Source organism: Pseudomonas sp. SC11 (genome assembly GCF_047039205.1).
In the GTDB taxonomy this organism is placed as follows: Bacteria; Pseudomonadota; Gammaproteobacteria; order Pseudomonadales; family Pseudomonadaceae; genus Aquipseudomonas; species Aquipseudomonas boreofloridensis.
In genome coordinates this window covers 2217486-2238616 of the sequence record NZ_CP178183.1, presented here as the reverse complement: position 1 = coordinate 2238616, position 21131 = coordinate 2217486, and the positions used below count along the sequence as shown (strand labels likewise).

Genomic DNA, 21131 nt, shown 5'->3' with positions numbered 1-21131 from the left:
TCCTTAGATGAAGGCTAGGCCTGTGGTATTCGGCGCAGTCTAATCAGGCGGCAGTCACCTTACAATGCCCGACCACTGGCCGACCGATGCCATGATAGAGATAACCCAGGGAGGATAGTTCCGACGGATCATAAATATTGCGCCCATCGAACAGCACCGGCATGCGCATCAGACCACGGATACGGCGAAAGTCCGGCTGGCGGAACTGCTTCCACTCGGTGACCAAGACCAAAGCGTCGGCCCCCTCGGCGCACGTATAAGGGTCTTCGACCAGCGTCAGCTGTCCGCTGGAAACAGCCTGCGCGTAGAGCGCCGCCACACTGGCCAACGCCGCAGGATCGCATGCCTGGACCCGCACACCGGCGTCCAGCAAAGCCTCCAGCAGCACAAGACTCGGTGCCTCGCGCACATCATCTGTTCCCGGCTTGAAGGCCAACCCCCAGACAGCGACACGGCGCCCGCGTAAAAAGCCGCCGAAGTGCTGTTCCAGCGCCTTGAACAACAAGGTCTTCTGCTGGGCGTTGCGCGCCTGCACGGCACGCAGGATGGTCGGCTGATAACCATACTGCTCGGCTGTGTGAATCAGCGCGCGCACATCCTTGGGAAAGCACGAGCCGCCATAACCGCAGCCGGCATAAATGAAATCGCTGCCGATGCGCGGATCACTGCCTATACCGCGACGCACCTGCTCGATATCCACCTCCAACTGCGCGCACAACCCAGCCAATTCGTTGATGAAGGAAATCTTGCTGGCGAGAAAAGCATTGGCCGCGTATTTGCTGAACTCTGCCGCACGCGGGCTCATGCACAGCACGCGCTCGCGGTTGCGCACAAAAGGCGCGTAGAGACGTTGCAGCCGTTCGCGGGCCACCGGGCTGTCGCTGCCCAGGATGATCCGATCAGGACGCATGAAATCCTCGACGGCGCTGCCCTCCTTGAGAAATTCAGGATTGCTGGCCACCTCCACTGCAAACGCCACTCCTCGCTCGCGCAAACCGCTGCCGATCTGCGCGGCGATGCGCTCTACCGTACCCACTGGCGATGTCGATTTGTTCACCACCAGACACGGGCGCGGCAATTGCCGACCCAGGCTTTCAGCCACGGCCAGCACATGCTGCAGATCGGCCGAGCCGTCCTCCTGACTCGGCGTACCGACGGCGATGAACACCACCTCGGCGCGCGCCAGCGCCTGCTTCCAATCTTCAGTGAAACTCAGCAGCCCACTGCGTCGGCCCTCCTGCAGCAGCGCGGCCAAGCCTGGCTCGTAGATTGGGCACTGACCCTGGCGCAGCCGCGCCAGGCGTGCATGGTCGCGCTCCAGGCAAACCACGCGATTGCCCATCTGGGCAAAACACGCAGCGGTGACCAATCCGACATATCCCGCCCCGATTACACACAGTTCCATGGCCGCGCCCCTTCATAGCAGAGGCGGTCATTGCAACCTGTGAACCGTTGCAGGGCGGTGACACCAGCGCGACAGACCAGTGACAGCGCTCAAACGACAACGCTCAGCGCCCGGTTCCCTGCCCGAGCACGACACCCTCCACCTTTTGGCCATAGAGGTTGACGCCGTCGTTGGCGTGAAACTTCAGACGCGTCTTTTCAATGGAGCCTTCCACCAGACGCGGATCCTGCGGACGCTCATGACGGTTGATCCACGCAGCCACGTCCCAGGCCTGCTGATCGCTGAGGCTACCGGGCTTACCCAACGGCATGTTGTACTTGATGAACGAGGCGGCGGTGTTGATCCGGTGCATGCCCGCGCCCCAGTTGTATGAGTCGGCTCCCCACAACGGCGGCATCACATAATCGTCGGCCACCTTCTGCCCTTCGCCCTGGTCGCCGTGGCAGATCGCACATTGCTCGCGGTAGACCTGCTGGCCACGAGCGAAGTCATAGCCGCCGGCCGGTTGCGGCACCTCGGGGTAGCCGCGCCCTGGGGTTTCGATGGCGGTGCGGGTGCCGGTCGCCAACCAATAGGAGTACACGCTGAGGGCGGTCATCTGCGGGCTGTCCGCCGCTGGCGGGCGACCATTCATGCTGAACTGGAAGCATCCCTGGATGCGCTCGGCATACGTATTGACCTTGTCATTTTTCTTGCGATAGGCCGGATACATCGGGTACGCCCCCCACAGCGGCGCAGAGTGAGCCATGCGCCCCTGATCGAGGTGACAGCTACTGCAGTTCATGCCATTACCGACCGCCTCGGGCATCAGCCGACGGGTATCGACGAACAAGGCATGACCCTGCCGAACCATTTCCCCGAAAGCGTTATCCGGGAGGTCGCTTTCTGCAGGTGGCGCAAAGTGCGCAGCGGCCTGGCCGTCGGGCACCATGAGCTGGCTTTGATCTTCCATGGCAATGGGCGCGGCCTGAAGGCTGCCAGCACTGAGCAGCAAGGCGGTCATCAGCGCTCTCATGGCGTGACCTCCTGGCGTGGCGCCTGGGCGAAGTAATCGGCCACTACCGTGACCTCGGCGTCGGTCATAGCCTTCGCGACACCGACCATCAATTCATTGGGATCATTGCGGCGCGCGCCGTCACGCCAAGCGTTGAGCTGGGCAATCAAGTAAGTCGCCGGCTGACCTGCCAGCGGCGGAAAATGCTCGCCCACCCCCACACCACCGGGGCCGTGGCATTGCACGCAGCCAGGGATCTGGCGACTCCAGTCGCCGTACAGCGCCAGACGTTCGGTGGCATCGGCCGCGATCTGCTGACGGCGTTTGCCAGGCGCGACGTCATCGGGCTGTGCGGCCAACCACGTGCTGACTGCCGTGCGCTCTTCAGCGCTCAATGCGCTGGCCAGCGGCGTCATCACAGGCTGCTGGCGGCTGCCGCTTGCGAAGTCGTCAAGCTGCTTGCGCAGATAGGCGGCTGGCAATCCTGCCAGGCGCGGAAAACCGGCGGCAGCGATGCCCTTGGCATCGGCACCATGGCAACCGAGACAGGCCATGGCGGCGGGGTTCTGCCCGCCTTGGGAGAAGATTTTCTGGCCATCGGCGGCGTAAGCCGCGGGCCAGGTCAAGACCAGCACACTGCCGATCATGAGACGACTCATCGGGTTCATCAGGGACACTCCATTTCCTTGTTATAAGCTTAGTCTTAAAAGACATAAGGAAATGGATAGTAGTCAGCTCCCGCCAAACCGAACAATGTCCTTACTCAACCTGCGGCTTTTTGCTGCAGGTTATGCGCGAAATTGTTGAGCTGGATCAAGAACCCGAGATGCAAGCCGTCGCCGCAGTGCGCACATCGCCCAGGCGCAGTGGGAAGTTGTTCAACCGTTCATGCACTTTGATCGAGCTGCCACTGCCTCGCTTGTCGATATCGAACAGTGCCGCCGGACCGGCACCGGCCGTGAGTTTCTGCGGCACGATCAGACGCAAGCCATCGCCGCGCACTTCCTCGACCAGTGGATCACGTGTCTCGCTCAACTTGTCCTTGATGCAGTCAGCGTACTCGCGCGGTGTCTTCCCAGAGATCACGTCCATCGTCTCGCGCGACTCCTCCAGTTCCGACACGCTCACGCAACCGCCCAGCACCAGTGCCGCAGCCAGCATCGTCCACTTCATCGACCACCTCTGTGCCATTCAAAGAACAGCTTCGACCGTATTGCGGCGGTTTTGCTCCCCGACCTGTCACTTTTATCCTGCAGGCGCATGTCGAGCCCGGCAGCCGGGTGGGACATCGTGGTATCTTGGCGGTTTTGCAGAAACGACCTTGCGGGGCCCTTCATGAAATTCATACACCAGCGCGAGCACCTGAATGAAGACGATATCGTCGTCATCGAATGCTCCCAGCGTTGCAACATTCGCCTGATGAACGACGCCAACTTCCGCAGCTTCAAGAACGGCGGTCGTCACACCTATCATGGCGGGCTGTTCGATCGTTTCCCGGCGAAGATCTCGGTGCCCAGCACCGGATTCTGGAACATCACGCTCGATGCGGTGACCACCCGGCCGATCTCGGTGACGCGCAAGCCGGCCTTTACCCACAAGATCAAGATCATCCGTCGTTCCTCGTCGAAACTTGGATAAGTCCCCATGACCCAGAACATCAAGTACGTCATCAAATACAAGCTCGACGGTGAGCGGCGCTGGGACTTCGCGGTGATGCCCGATGCCTCCGAAGAACAGGCATTGCAAGCGCTGCGCAAGATTCACGGCGACGATACGCAGAAAATCAGCGATATCCAGGTCAGCAAAGCCCTGTAGAACCCTCGCAAGGAGCGCCGCCGCATGAGCACTTGGTCAGACCGCCGCATCCTCGACCTGCTGAACATCGAGCAGCCCATCCTTCAGGCACCCATGGCGGGGGCAGGCGGATCGGCGCTGGCCATTGCAGTGGGGAATGCCGGCGGCCTGGGCGCCCTGCCCTGCGCCATGCTCGGCGTCGAACAGATCCGTGACGAGGTGGCGGCTTTTCGAGCGTCCTGCCATGGACCGCTGAACCTCAACTTCTTCTGCCATCGGCCGCCTGAGCCGGATGCCGCTCGCCAAGCGCGCTGGAAGCAAGCCCTCAGGCCCTACTACGATGAAGTCGGCGCCGACTTCGAGGCACCCACGCCGGTGTCCAGCCGCGCGCCCTTCGACGAGCAGGGATGCCAACTCATCGAGCAATTGCGTCCGCAGGTGGTGAGCTTTCATTTCGGTCTGCCTGAGCCTGCCTTGCTGCAGCGGATAAAGGCCAGCGGCGCGCGCGTGCTGTCCAGCGCGACCACGGTCGAGGAAGCGATCTGGCTAGAGCAGCGCGGCTGCGATGCGATCATTGCAATGGGCTATGAAGCCGGCGGTCATCGCGCGATGTTCCTGAGCGAGGACATCAGCAGTCAGATTGGCACACTCGCCCTGGTACCGCAGGTGGCCGACGCGGTGCAGGTGCCGGTGATCGCAGCCGGCGGCATCGCCGATGCGCGGGGTCTGGTCGCCGCACTGGCCTTGGGGGCTTCGGCCGTGCAGATCGGCACGGCCTATCTCTTCACGCCACAAGCCAAGGTCTCGCCCGCCCACCGCCAGGCGTTGAGCAGTGCCCAGGCCAGTGAAACCGCGCTGACCAACCTGTTCACCGGACGCCCAGCCCGTGGTATCGGCACGCGCCTGATGCGCGAACTGGGGCCGATGAGCGATCTGGCGCCGCGCTTCCCCCTTGCCGGCGGTGCCTTGATGCCGCTGCGCGCCATCACCGAGGCCCAAGGCCGCAGCGACTTCAGCAACTTGTGGGCTGGCCAGGCGTTGCGTCTGGGTAACCCCATGGATGCAGGCGACCTCACCCGTACGATTGCCCAAGGCGCACTCGCTCGCTTGCGCTGAGCGCATCGCCGCTTCCCCGCTTCCCCGCTTCCCATCGACACTGCGTAAAGGGCCCAACAGGGCCCTCTATCCGCTCGAGGCCAATTCGCTATATATTCCGCTATATAACGATAACCCAAGGAGCTTCACCCATGCGTAGACCTTTTTTCCCTCTGGCTGCCAGCGCACTGGCCAGCCTGTTGTGCGTCAACAGTGCCTGGGCCGACGAGGTCCAGGTCGCGGTGGCCGCCAACTTCACCGCGCCGATCCAGGCGATCGCCAAGGACTTCGAGAAGGATACCGGGCACACGCTCGTTGCAGCCTTTGGCGCCACCGGACAGTTCTACGCGCAGATCAAGAACGGCGCACCGTTCGAGGTGTTCCTGGCCGCCGATGACAGCACTCCAGCCAAGCTCGAGCAGGAAAAAGCGATCGTCGAAGGCTCGCGCTTCACCTATGCCATCGGCACACTGGCGCTGTGGTCTGCCAAGCCCGGCTATGTGGACGGCAAGGGCGAAGTGCTGAAGCAGAATGCGTTCAAGCATCTGTCCATCGCCAACCCGAAAACCGCTCCCTACGGTCTGGCGGCGACCCAGGTGCTGGATAAGCTCGGTCTCACCGCGGCCACCAAAGACAAGCTGGTCGAGGGGCAGAACATCACCCAGGCCTTCCAGTTCGTCTCCACCGGCAACGCCGAACTGGGCTTCGTCGCGTTGTCGCAGATCTACAAGGATGGCAAGGTCGACAGCGGCTCGGCCTGGATCGTGCCGGCCACTCTGCACGACCCGATTCGCCAGGACGCCGTCATTCTGGAAAAAGGCAAAGACAATCCGGCAGCCAAAGCGCTGGTCGAGTACCTGAAAGGACCTAAGGCCGCTGCGGTGATCAAGTCTTACGGTTACGAAATCTGATGCCACTGGACGCCAGCGACCTCGGCGCGATCTGGTTGACGCTCAAGCTGGCCAGCCTCACCACGCTGATCCTGCTGCTGCTGGGTACGCCCATCGCTTGGTGGCTGGCGCGGACTCGATCTTGGTTACGCGGGCCGATTGGCGCGGTGGTGGCTCTGCCACTGGTGCTGCCGCCGACGGTGATCGGCTTCTACCTGCTGATCGCCCTCGGCCCACATGGCTGGCTGGGCCAGGCTACCCAAGCGCTGGGGCTGGGCACCGTGGTGTTCAGCTTCACCGGGCTGGTGATCGGCTCGGTGGTGTACTCCATGCCCTTCGTCGTGCAGCCCTTGCAGAACGCGTTCAGCGCCATCGGCCAGCGCCCACTGGAAGCGGCGGCAACCCTGCGCGCTGGCCCCTGGGACAGCTTCGTGCATGTGGTGCTGCCGCTGGCGAGACCAGGGTTCGTGACCGCCAGCATCCTGGGCTTTGCCCACACCGTGGGCGAGTTCGGCGTAGTGCTGATGATTGGCGGAAACATTCCCGAGAAAACCCGCGTGGTCTCGGTGCAGATCTTCGACCACGTCGAGGCCATGGCTTATTCGCAAGCTCACTGGCTGGCCGGCGCCATGCTGGTGTTTTCCTTCCTGGTGTTGCTGATGCTCTACGCCGGCCGCCGTGGCAAAGCGACTTGGAGTTGAGATGAGTTCACGCTTGAAGGCGCGCCTGAAGCTCGCGCGCGACACGTTCACGCTGGACGTCGACCTCGATCTGCCCAGCCGCGGCATCAGCGCCTTGTTCGGCCACTCCGGATCCGGGAAAACGTCTTGCCTTCGCTGCCTGGCCGGTCTGGAGCAAGCCGATGAGGCTTTCATCCAAATCAATGGCGAGGTCTGGCACGACACCGAGCGTAACCTGTTCGTCCCACCCCACCGCCGCCCGCTGGGCTATGTGTTCCAGGAGCCCAGCCTGTTCCCGCACCTGTCGGTGCGCGGCAACCTGGCCTTCGGCTGGCGCCGAGTGGCGGCGAGTGAACGCAAGGTGGAGTTGGACCAGGCCTGCCAATTACTGGGTATCGGTCACCTGCTGGAGCGAAAACCGAGCACGCTGTCAGGCGGCGAGGCGCAGCGAGTCGGTATCGCCCGCGCACTGCTCAGCAGCCCACGCCTGCTATTGATGGATGAACCACTGGCCGCACTCGACGGGCCCCGCAAGCGGGAAATTCTGCCCTATCTGGAGCGCCTGCACGACGAGCTGGACATCCCTGTGGTGTATGTCAGCCATGCCCAGGACGAAGTGGCGCGCCTGGCCGACCATTTGGTGTTACTGGAGCAGGGCAAGGTCATGGCCAGCGGCCCGATTGGGCCGACGCTGGCGCGCCTGGATCTGTCGCTGGCTCAGAGTGAAGACGCCGGCGTCGTGCTCGAGGGGGTCGTGGTCGGACATCAACCGGATTACGGCCTGTTCGACCTGCGCTTGCCCGGCGCGGAGGGCCCTACCTTGCGCATCGCCCATCAGCACCTGCAAGTCGGCAGCACGCTGCGTCTGAAAGTCCAGGCGCGCGATGTGAGCCTAACCCTTGCCCAGGACACGACCTCTAGCATTCTCAATCGCTTGTCGGTGACCGTGAGTGAGTGCCGCGCCGCTGACAACCCTGCGCATGTCCTGGTCAGCCTCGATGCCGCTGGTAATCCGCTGCTGGCACGCATCACCCGGTACTCCGCCGACCAACTTCACGTGCAGCCCGGACAGAGGCTGTGGGCGCAGATCAAGTCGGTGGCGCTATTGACCTGAGCAACTAGGTCACGCCCGTTGTCCACCGATCAGACGATTGGTCGATGGACGACGCCATGCCCGAGATCACCCTGCCCCGCACCCTGCACTATGTCGACGACACCCAGCCCGGCTTGAGCCGCAAGCGTTGGCGCGATCGCTTCATCTACCTGGACCCGGACGGTAACCGAGTCCGCGACAAGGAGGTGCTGGCGCGCATCGCAGCCCTGGTGATTCCCCCGGCTTACACCGATGTGTGGATCTGCCTGGACCCACAGGGCCACCTACAGGCCACCGGCCGCGATGCCCGTGGACGCAAGCAGTACCGCTACCACGTGCAATGGCGAACCTTGCGCGACGAACACAAGTACTCACGCATGCTGGCTTTCGCCCATGCCTTGCCGAAACTGCGCAGGCAACTGGACGTGCATCTGTCACGCCCTGGCATGGATCGGGAAAAAGTCATGGCGCTGGTGGTCAGTCTGCTCGACAACACACTGATCCGTATCGGCAATCGCCAGTATCTGCGTGACAACAAATCCTACGGACTGACTACCCTGCGCAACCGCCATGTCGAGGTCAAGGGCAGCACCATTCGCTTCCAGTTCCGCGGCAAACGCGGGGTCGAGCACAGCATCACGTTGCGCGACCGTCGCTTGGCACAACTGGTCAAGCGCTGCATGGAGCTGCCGGGCCAGGAACTGTTCCAGTACGTGGACGACAGCGGCGAACGCCACCGCATCGGCTCAGCCGATATCAACCTGTTCCTCCAGCAACTGACCGGCGCCGACTTCACGGCCAAGGACTATCGCACCTGGGGCGGCAGCACCCTGGCGCTGAATTTGTTGCAGCCCCTGGCGTGGCAGCCGGAGACCGAGGCCAAGCGCCAGGTCACGACGATCGTGCGGGAAGTCGCCAGCCGATTGGGCAATACGCCAGCGGTCTGCCGCCGCTGCTATATCCATCCTGCGGTGCTGGAGCATTTTCACTTGGGTCGCCTGGCCGACCTGCCGCGCGTGCGAGCACGCAAGGACATGGAGCGCGAGGAGGTCGCCTTGCTCGGTTTTCTTCGGGCACTGGAGGCGCTATGAAGTGCCATTGATTGCGACTATATCCAACATAAATCAGAGAAATTTCCCATAGACGCGCTGGCACCCTATTCTTGCCATCGAGCACCTTCGCCGGACTGATCCCATTAGGTCAAAACGGCACCTGCACCGAAGAACGCCTGGAGATTTCGCCTGAGCAGGAATTTATAGCGTACCAAAGCGTCTTTACTGAGAAGGAAGAGGGACTCGCTCCCACCGCCCTGGCAAATGCCTGGCGGATTTCTACATCACCAAGGAGAAGTACATGCTGATACTCACCCGCAAGGTTGGCGAGAGCATCGTCATCAACGATGACATCAAGGTCACGATTTTGGGCGTCAAGGGCATGCAAGTGAGAATCGGCATCGATGCACCGAAAGATGTCCAGGTGCACCGTGAAGAGATCTTCAAACGCATTCAAGCCGGCAGCCCTGCGCCAGAAAAAAACGACGACTCACACTGATCGCTCACCCAAGTCGCACGGACGCGCTTGCCGCTGCCCATGACCGCAGGACTCGACCTGCGGCTCAGGCAGAGGGATCAAGCCTGCAACAGCGCGCGAACCTTGGCGATCATCTTGTCCATGTCGAAGGGTTTGTCGAACACAGCCTCGAACAGCTCTGGCCGTACGCGTCCCTGGCTGGCCTGAGCCCCACTCATCAGAATCACCGGTAGCCCGGTGAGGTGCAGCTCGTCGCGAATCGCTTGGGCCAGCTCCTCGCCATTGAGTACCGGCATCATGTAGTCGGTAATCACCAAGTCCACTGGACAGGCTCTCAGCGCATCGAGTGCCTTGCGTCCGTTGCTGGCCTTTTCCACCACGAACCCTTCCTCCTCCAGGGCAAAGCCCAGGATTTCAGCGATCAGGTATTCGTCATCGACGATCAGAATGGTGTTCATCGCCCGCCTCAGCGGTCCCCCGAAGCTGTTGCGGTACCCGACAGCACGCCCTGAGTGCCAACGAAGGCATTGCGCAAGGTTATACCTGTGGGCCCGATGGTCAGCTCGTGCAGTGACGGGTCATAGTGACTGTCACGCACCTTGAGAATCGAAAGCACGCGGCGCAGTTGCGAATCCAGTTCGACGAAGCGCATGAGCAGCAAGTTGTCGACGATACTCGACAGATCCGGTGCCGGCGCGGTGATTTCCGAACCGAACAGGTCGCGCATTTCCCAGGTCAGCAGCACACTGACGCCCTGCGCACGCAGCTCTGCCGTCAATGCGCGGAAAAAACCATTGAGACGATTAGGGTCCGAGGCCAAACGACCGAAGGCGCCCAGGCTGTCGATCACCACGCGCCGGGCGCCGGATGCGCGTACTTGAGTCAGCAGGCGTGCGCCGACCTCGTCCAGCAAGCCTTCGGTAGTCGGCTGCCAGCTCAATAGCAGGGCCCCACGACGCTCCATCTCGACGAAGTCGTAGCCCAGCGAGCCCGCTTTCAAGCGCAAGCGGGCAGGCGTTTCGTAGAAGCCAAAGTGCAGCGCAGGCGCCTCTGGCGTGGCGGCGGCGAGAAACGCCAGCCCCAAGGACGACTTGCCCACCCCGGACGGACCCATGACCAGGCTCACTGACCCTTCTGCCAAGCCGCCGCCGAGCATCTCGTCCAGCGTGTTCACGCCCGTGGTCACGAGCTTGAGCGTGGCCGAGCCGAGGTCGCTCGGATGGCTGTACAGCGCCTCCAGTCGCGGATAGACCTGTAGCCCGGCCTGGCTGATGCGGCATTCATGGCGGCCGGACAATGCGCCACTGCCGCGGGTCTTGCGCAGTTGCACATGGCGCACCGCACGGCTGCCGTCGAGTTGTTCGCCCAGTTCGATGACGCCATCGACCATGGTGTGTTCTGGGCTGCCTTCCTCCAGTCGAGCACTGGTCAGCAACAGCACTGTGCAGCCGGCGAACGCTGCATGCCCCTGCAACTGCGCGACGAATTTCTTGGTATCCAGGCTGGTCTCGGCGCGCGAGCGCGCATTGAGCAGGCCGTCGACGATCAGCAGGCTGGCACGTTGGCGTACGATCTCCTGGCGCAGCAGTCGCACCACGGCCTCCAGCCCCTCTTCCTGCAGCGTGTCGAAAGCGCTGAGGAACAGGATCTGATCGCCCACCAGCGACGCGTCGAAGAACTCCAGCGTCGACAGGTACTGGAACAGGCGCTCGTGGGATTCGCTCAGCAACGTTGCCACCAGGACGCGGCCGCCCTGCGCCACATGACCGGTGGCGACCTGGTTGGCGAGGATGGTCTTGCCCGCGCCCGGCGGGCCCTGAACGATGTAGGAGGCACCGGCTACCAGGCCGCCCATGAGCAAGGCATCCAACCCGTCGATACCTGTGGCCAGCCGTTTGAGTGTTTCTACCATGACTCGCTAGCACCTCTGCTCTGAGGAGGGGATCGGGCTCGATGAAATCGGCAGGTACAGACTCATGCACGTACCCTGACCGACCGTGCTGGTCACGCTCACTGCACCACCGCTCTGCTTGGCGAAGCCATAGACCTGACTCAAGCCAAGTCCGGTGCCCTTGCCGAAGGCCTTGGTGGTGAAAAAAGGTTCGAAGATTCGCGGCAACACCTCAGGATCGATGCCCTGCCCGTCGTCTTCTACGTCGAAGCGCAGAAACGTGCCATGCAGACCTTCCACCTCCCCGCCCAGCACGACCTGCGACACGCCGAGCCGGACGCACCCCCGCTCGGCAATCGCATCGCGGGCGTTGAACACCAGATTGAGCAATACCATTTGCAACTGCCCAACATCCACGTCCATCTGCGGCAGGGCCTCGGCCACGCACGCACGCAGCGCGATGCTCTCGGGCAACGCGTGCTCGATCAGGTTGCAGGTGGAGGCGATCAGCTCGGCAGGTGCGATCAAGGTAGTGTTCAACTGGCGATGGCGGGCGAAACCAAGCAGCACCTGAGTCAACTGCGCGCCGCGCTGGCCTGCCTCGACGATATGCCCCAGCAAGCTGTCCACGCGCGCGGGATCCGCGCTGGCGCGTGCCAACCGGGCCGAACCCAGGATGATGGTCAGCAGGTTATTGAAGTCGTGGGCCAGGCCTCCAGTAAGCTGGCCCAGCGCTTCGAGTTTCTGCGCATGGAACAGCTGGGCGCGCATGGCGTCGAGTTGCAGTGAGGATTCGCGCCGGTCGGAAATGTCACGCGTGACCTTTGCCAGGCCGATGACCTGACCCTGATCGTCGCGCATAACGTCCAGCGCCGTCAGCGCCCAGAACGGCGTGCCGTCCTTGCGCAGCCGCCAGCCCTCGTCTTGGGCCACCCCATGCTCAAGAGCCTGGTTCAGCAGCATGGCCGGCCGACCTTCGGCGCAGTCCTGGGCTGTGAAGAACAGCGAGAAATGCTGCCCAATCACCTCATCGGCGCGGTAGCCCTTTATGCGCTGCGCCCCCGGATTCCAGGACACCACGTAGCCTTCGGGATCGAGCATGTAGATGGCGTAATCGACCACTGCATGAACCAGACGCTCGTAGTGCTCGGCGGGCATGGTTGGCGAAGTGGGACGATTATTCGAAACCCTGTCATTGAAAACCATGCGAGCTCCATGAGCACGACCAGCAGCAGTGGAATTGAGCCTGGTTGATTGATCCAGTGTCCAATACATACAGCAATGACAGCAAGTCGGGATTTACCCTATAGTGCCCATGCCCTCATGCGCTTGTGGAGCCTGAATGACAACCAATTATCGGCAACTGAGTCTTCAGCGCGATCTGATGAGTACCGCACAGCAGATCGACCAGCTGTGTCGAGGCTTGGAAGGCCATGCGCGCTTTCTGCGTCACTCGGTGCATCCCGAAGACGCCAACACCATGGGTGAACAGGCTCAGGAGCTGCGTGACAGCGCGCAAGACATGCGCGGGATCGCTCACACTATCCATCCGTGAAACGGCCTGCGGTTGACTGACCTATAACGATGGGTTATAAAGCGCCACTGATTGGATGGCCCTTCAGCATTGAAGCGTGCCGGTCGAATGACCTGATCACCTGTGCGAGTGTGGTGGAATTGGTATACACAGCAGACTTAAAATCTGTCGGCGCAAGCCTTGTGGGTTCGAGTCCCACCACTCGCACCATCTCCCTCGTCCAAGGCGCCTGATCAGGCGCCTTTTTCGTATCAGCGCTTGCGCTCAGTCATTCGGGTCATCGTGCCAGGCAGGATGGTCCTCTTCGTAGTCCAGGTCGTCGTCCGAGTAGTCGTCGTCCTCAATATCGTCTTCCATCCCTTGGGCGTCGGCCTCCAATGGCTGAGCCTCGTAGAGGAATTCGTGATCGAGCAAGTGATCGTGCTCGGGCTCGGGGAGATCGTCTTCGTCGTGCATCGCTGGCTCCAGGTTCGAGGACGCTTGTATAGGCGTGTTGACCCCGCAGGTCAACCGTAGCCAGGGTTAACGTTGCCTTAACCGCCACGGGCTTATGTTGGTGCGGCTCCCTTCAGAACGTCTTGCCCGCCGCCACGGCGGGCTTTTTTGCTGTCTGCATCCGTTGATTCAAACACGTGCTGAAACAGTCTGTGGACGCGGCTTTCACAAAATGCCGACATTCCCAGAGGCATAGTCACCTGGCTTCGATACGTTCTTCTGACCCGCCCACATGGCGGGTTTTCTTTTGGGCTCGACAGCCCTCACGCCCCGCCTACATTAATAGCCCTCAGCCATCAGTTCCGGTGCATTTACTCAGCACGTTCGCTACGATCGGCCCTCGCCCGCCCATGATACTGAGTCGATGACCATGAAACTGCTTGCCGTGCTGATCCAGGTGCTACTCGTGCAGACGGATTGGCCGACACTGGAACGTCCCCGCCGCGTCTTCACCCGCGGATTCGTCGCCACCTGCCTGATGGTCGCTGTTATCGAATGGATGGTCTTGAGCGCACTGTTCAAGGGTTGAGCCCTACCTGCCATCGCTGAGCAAGCGCGCGTCGCCGGGCTGCCCGGAGGCTCGTCTACACTGAGCCCTGTCATCCACCGCAACCCAAGAGACGCTCATGAAACGACTCCACGCCCTGCTCACCGGGCTGCTGCTCGCGTTGGGCCTGGTCAGCACCGATGCCGTGGCCGCTGGCGAGCCAAACGCACCCATCCAGTTTGGCGCCATTGGCTGGGAAAGTGGCGCATTGACTACCGAGATCCTGCGCCTGATCGTCGAGAAGGGCTACGGCTACCCAACCGACACGCTGCCCGGCAGCACCGTGAGCATGGAAGTGGCGCTGGCGCGCAACGACCTTCAGGTGATTGCCGAAGAGTGGGCTGGGCGCAGTCCGGCCTGGGTCGAGGCCGAGAAAAAAGGCGAAGTGTTCGCGCTGGGTGATACGGTCAAGAATGCCGTCGAAGGCTGGTATGTCCCGGCTTACGTGATCAAGGGCGATCCGGCCCGCTCCATCGAAGCGGCGGCGCCGGATTTGAAAACCGTAGCCGACCTGCAGCGCTACGCACAGGTGTTCAAGGACCCGGAAGCGCCCAAGCAAGGACGTTTTCTCAACAGCCCCAGTGGCTGGACTTCGGAAATCGTCAACAGTCAAAAACTCAAGGCGTACAAGCTCGACGACCTCTACGTCAACTTCCGCACAGGCTCGGGCGCGGCGCTGGACGCAGAAATCAACTCGGCCATTCGTCGCGGGCGCCCCGTGCTGTTCTACTACTGGAGCCCCACCCCGCTGATGGGCCGCTACGATCTGGTGCGCCTCGAAGAGCCTCCCTTTGATCCCAAGGCGTGGGCCACATTGACCGATCCGAGCAACCCACATCCTCAAGGCAGTGCTTCGCTCCCCACCAAACTGTCGATCGGCGTATCGAAAGCCTTCAAGAACCAGTACCCGGATTTGGTCGCACTGTTCGAGCAGGTGGACTTGCCCATCGACACCCTCAACCAGACGTTGGCCAAAATGAGCGAGAAGCGCCAGGACCCGCGCAAGGCGGCTGAAGCGTTTTTGAGCCAGCACCCCGAAATATGGCGCGCCTGGATGCCATCGCCAGTCGCGGACAAGGTCGCAGCAGCCCTGTAGCGGCGTGTAGGCAGGCAAAGAAATGTAACACCCTCCTCCTTGGAGCCGGCAGCGCCTGGACTACGCTTGAGCCCATGTGATGCCGGGCCCCTCTGACGGTGCAAACCGCCATGTCGGAATCACTGTTGCCATGCAACGTCGACAATCAAGGAGGGGCTCATGACAGCTCTGCAGACATTCCTCACTTCTCCCCTGCTCGGCACCAGCACGTGGTTGTGGCTGGTGTTCATCACCATCGTCATTGCCTTGCTGGTGCTGGACCTGGGCGTACTGCATCGGCAGGAACGTGAAATCGAGATGCGCGAAAGCCTGCTGCTGTACTCAGGCTACTTCAGCGTGGGCGTGCTGTTCGGTGCGTGGGTGTGGTTCGAGCTGGGCGCACAGTCGGCGCTGGAGTTCTATACCGGCTTTCTCGTCGAGCAATCGCTGTCGATGGACAATGTGTTCGTCATGGCGATGATCTTCAGCTTTTTCGCCATTCCCCGGCGCTACCAGCACCGAGTGCTGTTCTGGGGCATCATCGGCGTGGTCGTGCTCAGGGCGATCATGATCGGGGTGGGCGCAGCGCTGGTCCAGAACTTTGCCTGGGTGCTCTATCTGTTCGGCGCATTTCTGCTGTTCACAGGGATCAAGATGGCCTTGTCCAAGGAAGACAGCGAGCCTGACCTGGCCAACAATCCCATCCTGCGCTTCGTACGCAAGCATTTGCGGGTGACCGACCAGTTACACGGCAAGCGTTTCTTCGTCCGCCTGACGCCCCCGGGCCAGAGCAAAGCGCTGCGCTATGCGACACCGCTGTTCATGGCCTTGGTCCTGATCGAACTGGCCGACCTGGTGTTCGCGGTAGACAGCGTACCGGCGATTTTCGCCATCACCCAGGACCCATTCATCGTCTATACCTCGAACATCTTCGCCATCCTCGGCCTGCGCTCGTTGTATTTCGCCCTGTCAGCGCTGATGCACCGCTTCATCTACCTCAAATATGCCTTGGCATTGGTGCTGATCTTCATCGGCTGCAAGATTTTCTACCATGGCCTGATCGGTGAAGTGCCCGCGCTGCTCTCGCTGGGGGTCACGCTCGGGCTGCTGCTGGGCGGGGTACTCCTGTCACTGTTCAAGACCCGGCATGATCGAGGCGACGGAGCTGCCGACAATGGCAAGCCCTCGTGAATCCGGACGGGCCTCAATGCGCACTGGAGACCTGTTCACTGGCTGCTGCGCAGCATCTCTCTGGGCACGTATTTGCCAACCTCGTACTTGCCGATGGCAGCCCGATGCACTTCATCCGGCCCATCGGCCAGGCGCAGAGTACGCTGCATGGCGTACATGTAGGCCAGCGGGAAGTCACCACTGACCCCCGCGCCGCCATGGATCTGTATGGCGCGATCGATCACGCGCAACGCCACGTTCGGCGCCACCACCTTGATCTGGGCGATCTCGCTGCGCGCGACCTTGTTACCCACTGTATCCATCATGTAGGCGGCCTTGAGGGTCAGCAGCCGCGCCATGTCGATCTCCATGCGTGAATCGGCGATCTTGTCGATATTGCCGCCCAGGCGTGCCAGCGGCTTACCGAACGCCGTACGCGCCACCGCACGTTTGCACATCAGCTCCAACGCTCGCTCGGCCATGCCCAGCGAGCGCATGCAGTGGTGTATGCGCCCCGGCCCCAGACGCCCCTGAGCAATCTCGAAGCCTCGGCCCTCACCGAGGATGACGTTTTCATAAGGCACGCGCACGTTGTCGAACAACACCTCGGCGTGGCCGTGCGGTGCATCGTCATAGCCGAACACCGGCAGCGGCCTGACGATCTTCACGCCTGGCGCATCGGTAGGCACCAGAACCATCGAGTGTTGCTGATGCCGCAGGCCGTCCGGGTTGGACAGCCCCATGAAGATCAACACCTTGCAGCGCGGATCACACGCGCCGGACGTCCACCACTTACGCCCGTTGATCAACCACTGATCACCCTCGCGCACAGCGGTGGCCGCCATGTTGGTGGCGTCCGAGGAGGCCACGTCAGGCTCGGTCATGGCGAAAGCCGAACGGATCTCGCCACGCAGCAACGGCTCCAGCCAGCGCTGCTGCTGGGCCGCAGTGCCATAGCGCACCAGGACTTCCATGTTGCCGGTATCGGGCGCCGAACAGTTGAACGGCTCCGGCCCCAACAGCGAGCGCCCCATGATCTCGGCCAGGGGGGCGTATTCCAGATTGGTCAGGCCTGCGCCGTAATGCGATTCCGGCAGGAACAGGTTCCACAACCCTTGCGCTTTGGCCTCGGCCTTCAGCGTTTCCATGATCGCAGTGGGTTGCCAGCGGTCGCCCTCGGCCACCTGACGCTCAAACTCCGCCTCAGCGGGGTAGACATGGGTGTCCATGAACGCGATAACGCGCTCGCGCAGAGCCTGGACCTTGGGCGTGTAGGCGAAATCCATAAAGAGGTTCCTGTGCGCAATGGAGTGACTGGATTGCAGACTAGAGCAGCAGACATCAATCCATCCAGTCTATTTTCACTGTGTATTAACATTCATAACCGATATATGATCCCGCCATAACATCAATCAAGAGCGGCGCACCATGAACCTCAGCAAGGTCGATCTCAACCTGTTCATCGTCTTCGACGCCATCTACACCGAGGCCAACCTGACGCGCGCCGGGCAGATCGTCGGCATTACCCAGCCAGCCGTGTCCAACGCCCTGTCACGCTTGCGTGAAACCTTCAACGATCCACTGTTCGTGCGCACCGCCCAAGGCATGGTGCCCACCCCCATGGCGCAGAACATCATCGGCCCGGTGCGCAATGCCCTGGCGCTGCTGCGCACGTCGGTGCAGGAGAGCCGTATCTTCAACCCGCAGCAAGCGAACAAGACCTTTCGCATCAGCATGACCGACCTGACCGAGGCCGTGATCCTGCCTCTGCTCTTTCAGCGCTTGCGCCGCCTGGCCCCCGCCGTGGTGATCGAAAGCTTCCTGGGTAAACGCCGGGAAACCACCAAGGAACTGGCAGCAGGACGTCTGGATTTCGCCGTGGATGCACCGCTGAACACCGACCCACAAGTGCGTCACGTCAAGTTGATGGAGGACCGCTACGTCTGCGCCATGCGCCAGGGCCATCCCCAGTCGGGTAGCACATTGACCCTTGAGCACTATCTAGGCATGACCCACATCCACATTTCCAGCCGCCGCAATGGCTTGGGTTACGTCGACCTGGCATTGGGCAAGATGGGGGTGCAACGCAGGGTGGCCCTGCGCTCGCAGCACTACCTGATGGCGTCCCAAGTACTGCAGCAAACCGATATGGTCATGACCGTACCGGAACGTTTCGCCCGACGGCACCAATTACGCTACCTGTCTTTGCCCGTCGAGATTCCGCCGCTGGAAACGCACCTGTACTGGCACGAGAGCACAGATCAGGATCCCGCCAACCGCTGGATGCGCGAACAAATCATCGAGTTGTGTCAGCACGTGGTGGCGCAGGATGAACGAGCGCTTTCAGCAGGCCAGCCCGGAGATAACGATTAAATTTATTTCTATGTAAATCCATATATTTAGGAAATATTTCTATTTTAAAACGGAAAACATAGAAAATATGAAAGATCGTTTTTAGGTCAGGGCCTAATATGACGGGTATCCCAGTAACCGCGTCGGATTCACTATGCCTGTCAGCCCACTCTATTTCGACTATGCCGCCACTACCCCGATCGATGATCAGGTCCTGGAAAGTATGCTGGCCTGCATGAGCCGCCATACGCACTTCGGCAACCCTGCTTCACGCGGCCACGCCTACGGACAAGCCGCCCGCGAACTGGTCGAGCAGGCGCGAGGACAAGTCGCCGGGCAACTCGGCGCGGTGCCCGACTCGATCGTATGGACCTCCGGGGCAACCGAGTCCAACAACCTTGCACTCAAGGGCATCTGTCATGGTATGGATAAGCCAGGACACCTCGTCACCAGTCAGTTGGAGCACAAGGCGGTACTCGACACGGCCGCCTACCTTGAGCGCCAAGGTTGGACCGTCACACGCCTGGCACCGGATGACCGTGGGCTGATTCAACCTGAGGCCGTACGCGCGGCGCTGCACCCCGACACCCGGCTCGTGTCACTGATGGCGGTGAACAACGAACTGGGCACTGTCACCGACTTCGCCCGCATCGGCCACTACGTAAGAGCGCACGGGGCGCTGCTGCATGTCGACGCCGCGCAGGCGGTGGGCAAGGTCGTGCTCGACGTCGAGCGCCAGGCCGTTGATCTGATGTCGGTGTCTGCGCACAAGGTCTACGGCCCCAAAGGCATTGGCGCCCTCTACGTCGGCGAGCGTGCGCGCCCGCTGCTGCACGCGCAGATGCACGGCGGCGGTCACGAAGGTGGAATGCGCTCTGGCACCTTGGCCACCCACCAGATCGTTGGCATGGGCAGCGCATTCGCCCTGGCGGGGCTGCTGGCCGAGGACGAACAACGTCGCATCCAGGCATTGTCACAGCGCTTGCGCAATGGGCTGCTGGGCCTGCCGGGCGTGGGTCTCAACGGCTGCGCCGAGCAGCGCATTGCACACACGCTGAACCTGTGTATTCAGGCCAAGGGTTTCAACGTCGAGGCACTGGCCTCGGAACTGGCGATCTCATCGACTTCGGCCTGCAACTCGGCCAGCAATGCAGCTTCGCATGTGCTGCTGGCGCTGGGCATGGGCGAGCAGCAGGCGCGCAGCAGCGTACGCATCAGCCTCGGGCGTTACAGCAGCGAGACGGACGTGGACAAAGCGATCGAGGTGTTCCGCCGCGTCATCATGGCTGGAGCGAGCGCACTGTGGTAACCGTCTGATCGTGTGCAGACTGGACCAGACGCTGCAACTCACGCCGAACCATGGCCACGAAAGGCGGCGAGTCCATCTGATAGAGCTGAGCCGCCACCCAGTCGAACCACGCACCCTGCATCGCCGAACGACAGTCCAGTAGCCGCTGCGCCTGTCGCACGGCTTCGGCCTGATGCCGCTGATGAAACGCAGCACGATCCAAGGGCCGGGATCGCGCTTCGCTCATTCGCTGGCCTTGAACGTGGTCAGCTCACCCTTGCGCCACTTGGCGACCTTGCCGGTCACGGCCTTGAGCAACTTGCCCAGGCCCTCGGTGATTGGCTGATGCGCGGCGAACACCAGCATCACGCTGTGGCCGTCGCGAAAGACGATCCCTTCGCCTTCGGCAACCGAGACGAAGGCATAGTCGCCTACGCCATAGACGTTGAACTTGATTTCGCGAAAGCGCAGTTCGAGCTTACCGCCTTCGCGACTGGGCAATACCGCAGCCCTGAAGTGGTCGCCCACCTTGAGTTCCAAGTGCTGCTTGTCGTCCACCACCAACGCGCTGTCGGTGTCGATCTCAGCCATGTACAGGCCGTCAGGATTCTGCTCGGTGACATAGACGAAACGGTTCTGAAAGAGTTTGACCAGCTTGCCGCGCAAGTCGCCCAAGGCGAACAGGGCGTGGGTATCCAGTGTACTGACTGCCAATGAAGTGATCCTCGAACCTAATGTTACCCGCCGTCATGCACGGCCGTGCAGGCATGACGCGGCGGCCATTTCAACGTGAAGTCTGAAAGGTTAGTGACATGATGTGCCCGACGTCTGTGAAGCTAGGCGATACGAAGAGCAGGATTCTTTACCCTGAATCGCCAGCAGACTCCCCAGAAAACGCTTCATGCCGGTCCCACAGGGGAACCAGCACCGTCTGACAACAACGCCGCTGGAAAAGATGCAATAGATAGCGTCAGGCCCTCGGCAGATCGGGCCCTGCAACGTATCCGCGCATTTACAGGGGAAGGAATATGCACGAAAACACCGAAATCCGTCGAGAGGTCTCGAGTATTTCTTACATGCAGCAACTGACGAATACCCTGCGGTTCGTCGTTGTCCCGGCCGGAATACAGTTCTTTCACGTCACAGACCGCACCACCGGCAGGGTCAAAGGTTTCCGCCGCAGCCACCTGGAAGCCTGTGCATTGGCACGTCTGTTGGACGACTGTGCAGCGTGAAGCCTGCACCGCGCGCGACGGCAAACGGCTGAAAATGCAAAAGGCCCTGCGCGTAAGCTGCAG

At 61.6% G+C, this 21131-nt stretch carries 26 protein-coding genes and 1 tRNA gene; 16 read left to right on the top strand and 11 right to left on the bottom strand.

All coding sequences use genetic code 11. The features are described from left to right. Positions 1-43 precede the first annotated feature (43 nt). The 4 genes from ACK2SD_RS10330 to ACK2SD_RS10315 all read right to left on the bottom strand — a co-directional run bounded on the left by ACK2SD_RS10330 (position 44) and on the right by ACK2SD_RS10315 (position 3572). The gene (locus tag ACK2SD_RS10330) at positions 44-1405 is read right to left on the bottom strand and encodes a UDP-glucose dehydrogenase family protein (protein ID WP_412462056.1); all 1362 of its coding nucleotides are present in this window, start codon (positions 1403-1405) and stop codon (positions 44-46) included. Positions 1406-1508: 103 nt separating this feature from the next. Next, entirely contained in the window at positions 1509-2420 is a 912-nt protein-coding gene (locus ACK2SD_RS10325) for a c-type cytochrome (RefSeq protein WP_412462055.1), read from the bottom strand. After that, a complete protein-coding gene (locus tag ACK2SD_RS10320) occupies positions 2417-3067 on the bottom strand; it encodes a c-type cytochrome (protein WP_412462054.1) in 651 nt (216 codons plus the stop codon). Before ACK2SD_RS10320 ends, ACK2SD_RS10325 begins: the two co-directional genes overlap by 4 nt. Positions 3068-3212: 145 nt before the next feature. Beyond that, on the bottom strand, positions 3213-3572 hold the full coding sequence (locus tag ACK2SD_RS10315; protein WP_412462053.1) for a hypothetical protein: 360 nt from the start codon (positions 3570-3572) through the stop codon (positions 3213-3215). Between the two features lie 162 nt (positions 3573-3734). Here ACK2SD_RS10315 and ACK2SD_RS10310 point away from each other — a divergent pair, with 162 nt between their 5' ends. From ACK2SD_RS10310 to csrA, 8 genes are all read left to right on the top strand, one after another. Next, positions 3735-4037: a DUF1883 domain-containing protein gene (locus ACK2SD_RS10310; protein WP_029612324.1), complete on the top strand. Its 303-nt coding sequence runs from the start codon at positions 3735-3737 to the stop codon at positions 4035-4037. A gap of 6 nt (positions 4038-4043) precedes the next feature. Continuing rightward, a complete protein-coding gene (locus ACK2SD_RS10305) occupies positions 4044-4214 on the top strand; it encodes a hypothetical protein (RefSeq protein ID WP_162889541.1) in 171 nt (56 codons plus the stop codon). Between the two features lie 24 nt (positions 4215-4238). Next, complete coding sequence (locus ACK2SD_RS10300; protein ID WP_295482735.1) at positions 4239-5309, top strand: NAD(P)H-dependent flavin oxidoreductase; 1071 nt, start codon at positions 4239-4241, stop codon at positions 5307-5309. Positions 5310-5440: 131 nt separating this feature from the next. Further along, positions 5441-6199, top strand: a complete 759-nt coding sequence (gene modA / locus ACK2SD_RS10295) for a molybdate ABC transporter substrate-binding protein (protein ID WP_295482737.1) — start codon at positions 5441-5443, stop codon at positions 6197-6199. Continuing rightward, the gene (gene modB / locus ACK2SD_RS10290) at positions 6199-6879 is read left to right on the top strand and encodes a molybdate ABC transporter permease subunit (protein ID WP_295482745.1); all 681 of its coding nucleotides are present in this window, start codon (positions 6199-6201) and stop codon (positions 6877-6879) included. Before modA ends, modB begins: the two co-directional genes overlap by 1 nt. A 1-nt stretch (position 6880) precedes the next feature. Next, positions 6881-7972: a molybdenum ABC transporter ATP-binding protein gene (modC, locus tag ACK2SD_RS10285; RefSeq protein ID WP_412462052.1), complete on the top strand. Its 1092-nt coding sequence runs from the start codon at positions 6881-6883 to the stop codon at positions 7970-7972. Positions 7973-8028: 56 nt separating this feature from the next. Beyond that, entirely contained in the window at positions 8029-9042 is a 1014-nt protein-coding gene (locus tag ACK2SD_RS10280; protein WP_412462051.1) for a DNA topoisomerase IB, read from the top strand. A 262-nt stretch (positions 9043-9304) separates the two neighbouring features. Continuing rightward, positions 9305-9502, top strand: coding sequence for a carbon storage regulator CsrA (gene csrA, locus ACK2SD_RS10275; protein WP_029612328.1), 198 nt, complete (start codon positions 9305-9307; stop codon positions 9500-9502). Positions 9503-9579: 77 nt separating this feature from the next. On the opposite strand, the gene ACK2SD_RS10270 is transcribed toward csrA, so the two are convergent. The 3 genes from ACK2SD_RS10270 to ACK2SD_RS10260 are packed head-to-tail and all read right to left on the bottom strand — an operon-like array spanning position 9580 to position 12578. After that, complete coding sequence (locus ACK2SD_RS10270; protein WP_317872473.1) at positions 9580-9939, bottom strand: response regulator transcription factor; 360 nt, start codon at positions 9937-9939, stop codon at positions 9580-9582. Positions 9940-9947: 8 nt separating this feature from the next. Then, complete coding sequence (locus ACK2SD_RS10265) at positions 9948-11393, bottom strand: ATPase domain-containing protein (protein ID WP_412462050.1); 1446 nt, start codon at positions 11391-11393, stop codon at positions 9948-9950. 6 nt (positions 11394-11399) lie between these two features. Beyond that, positions 11400-12578: a two-component system sensor histidine kinase NtrB gene (locus ACK2SD_RS10260; protein ID WP_412462049.1), complete on the bottom strand. Its 1179-nt coding sequence runs from the start codon at positions 12576-12578 to the stop codon at positions 11400-11402. A gap of 136 nt (positions 12579-12714) precedes the next feature. Here ACK2SD_RS10260 and ACK2SD_RS10255 point away from each other — a divergent pair, with 136 nt between their 5' ends. Both ACK2SD_RS10255 and ACK2SD_RS10250 read left to right on the top strand, forming a co-directional pair. Beyond that, a complete protein-coding gene (locus ACK2SD_RS10255) occupies positions 12715-12927 on the top strand; it encodes a hypothetical protein (protein ID WP_412462048.1) in 213 nt (70 codons plus the stop codon). 104 nt (positions 12928-13031) lie between these two features. Continuing rightward, a tRNA-Leu gene (locus tag ACK2SD_RS10250) sits at positions 13032-13116 on the top strand. A gap of 54 nt (positions 13117-13170) precedes the next feature. On the opposite strand, the gene ACK2SD_RS10245 is transcribed toward ACK2SD_RS10250, so the two are convergent. Next, entirely contained in the window at positions 13171-13362 is a 192-nt protein-coding gene (locus ACK2SD_RS10245) for a hypothetical protein (protein WP_412462047.1), read from the bottom strand. A 403-nt stretch (positions 13363-13765) separates the two neighbouring features. On the opposite strand from ACK2SD_RS10245, the gene ACK2SD_RS10240 reads away from it, so the two are divergent. The 3 genes from ACK2SD_RS10240 (at position 13766) to ACK2SD_RS10230 (ending at position 16214) form a co-directional block, all read left to right on the top strand. Further along, positions 13766-13930, top strand: a complete 165-nt coding sequence (locus ACK2SD_RS10240) for a hypothetical protein (protein ID WP_155290531.1) — start codon at positions 13766-13768, stop codon at positions 13928-13930. A gap of 97 nt (positions 13931-14027) precedes the next feature. Then, positions 14028-15044, top strand: coding sequence for an ABC transporter substrate-binding protein (locus ACK2SD_RS10235; RefSeq protein ID WP_412462046.1), 1017 nt, complete (start codon positions 14028-14030; stop codon positions 15042-15044). A gap of 159 nt (positions 15045-15203) precedes the next feature. After that, a complete protein-coding gene (locus tag ACK2SD_RS10230; protein ID WP_295482842.1) occupies positions 15204-16214 on the top strand; it encodes a TerC family protein in 1011 nt (336 codons plus the stop codon). Between the two features lie 35 nt (positions 16215-16249). On the opposite strand, the gene ACK2SD_RS10225 is transcribed toward ACK2SD_RS10230, so the two are convergent. Next, a complete protein-coding gene (locus ACK2SD_RS10225; protein WP_412462045.1) occupies positions 16250-17479 on the bottom strand; it encodes an acyl-CoA dehydrogenase in 1230 nt (409 codons plus the stop codon). A gap of 142 nt (positions 17480-17621) precedes the next feature. On the opposite strand from ACK2SD_RS10225, the gene ACK2SD_RS10220 reads away from it, so the two are divergent. Both ACK2SD_RS10220 and ACK2SD_RS10215 read left to right on the top strand, forming a co-directional pair. Beyond that, complete coding sequence (locus ACK2SD_RS10220; protein ID WP_412462044.1) at positions 17622-18566, top strand: LysR family transcriptional regulator; 945 nt, start codon at positions 17622-17624, stop codon at positions 18564-18566. A gap of 133 nt (positions 18567-18699) precedes the next feature. Continuing rightward, positions 18700-19854 carry a cysteine desulfurase family protein gene (locus ACK2SD_RS10215; protein WP_412462043.1) on the top strand — a complete coding sequence of 385 codons (1155 nt, stop codon included), beginning with the start codon at positions 18700-18702 and terminating at the stop codon, positions 19852-19854. Here ACK2SD_RS10215 and ACK2SD_RS10210 read toward each other — a convergent pair. After that, complete coding sequence (locus tag ACK2SD_RS10210) at positions 19826-20080, bottom strand: hypothetical protein (protein WP_317872467.1); 255 nt, start codon at positions 20078-20080, stop codon at positions 19826-19828. The two genes, ACK2SD_RS10215 and ACK2SD_RS10210, sit on opposite strands and share 29 nt — an antisense overlap. Then, positions 20077-20547: a hypothetical protein gene (locus ACK2SD_RS10205; protein ID WP_039578521.1), complete on the bottom strand. Its 471-nt coding sequence runs from the start codon at positions 20545-20547 to the stop codon at positions 20077-20079. The genes ACK2SD_RS10210 and ACK2SD_RS10205 overlap by 4 nt, the downstream gene beginning before the upstream one ends. Positions 20548-20861: 314 nt before the next feature. On the opposite strand from ACK2SD_RS10205, the gene ACK2SD_RS10200 reads away from it, so the two are divergent. After that, entirely contained in the window at positions 20862-21068 is a 207-nt protein-coding gene (locus ACK2SD_RS10200; protein ID WP_080754742.1) for a hypothetical protein, read from the top strand. Positions 21069-21131: the final 63 nt, after the last annotated feature.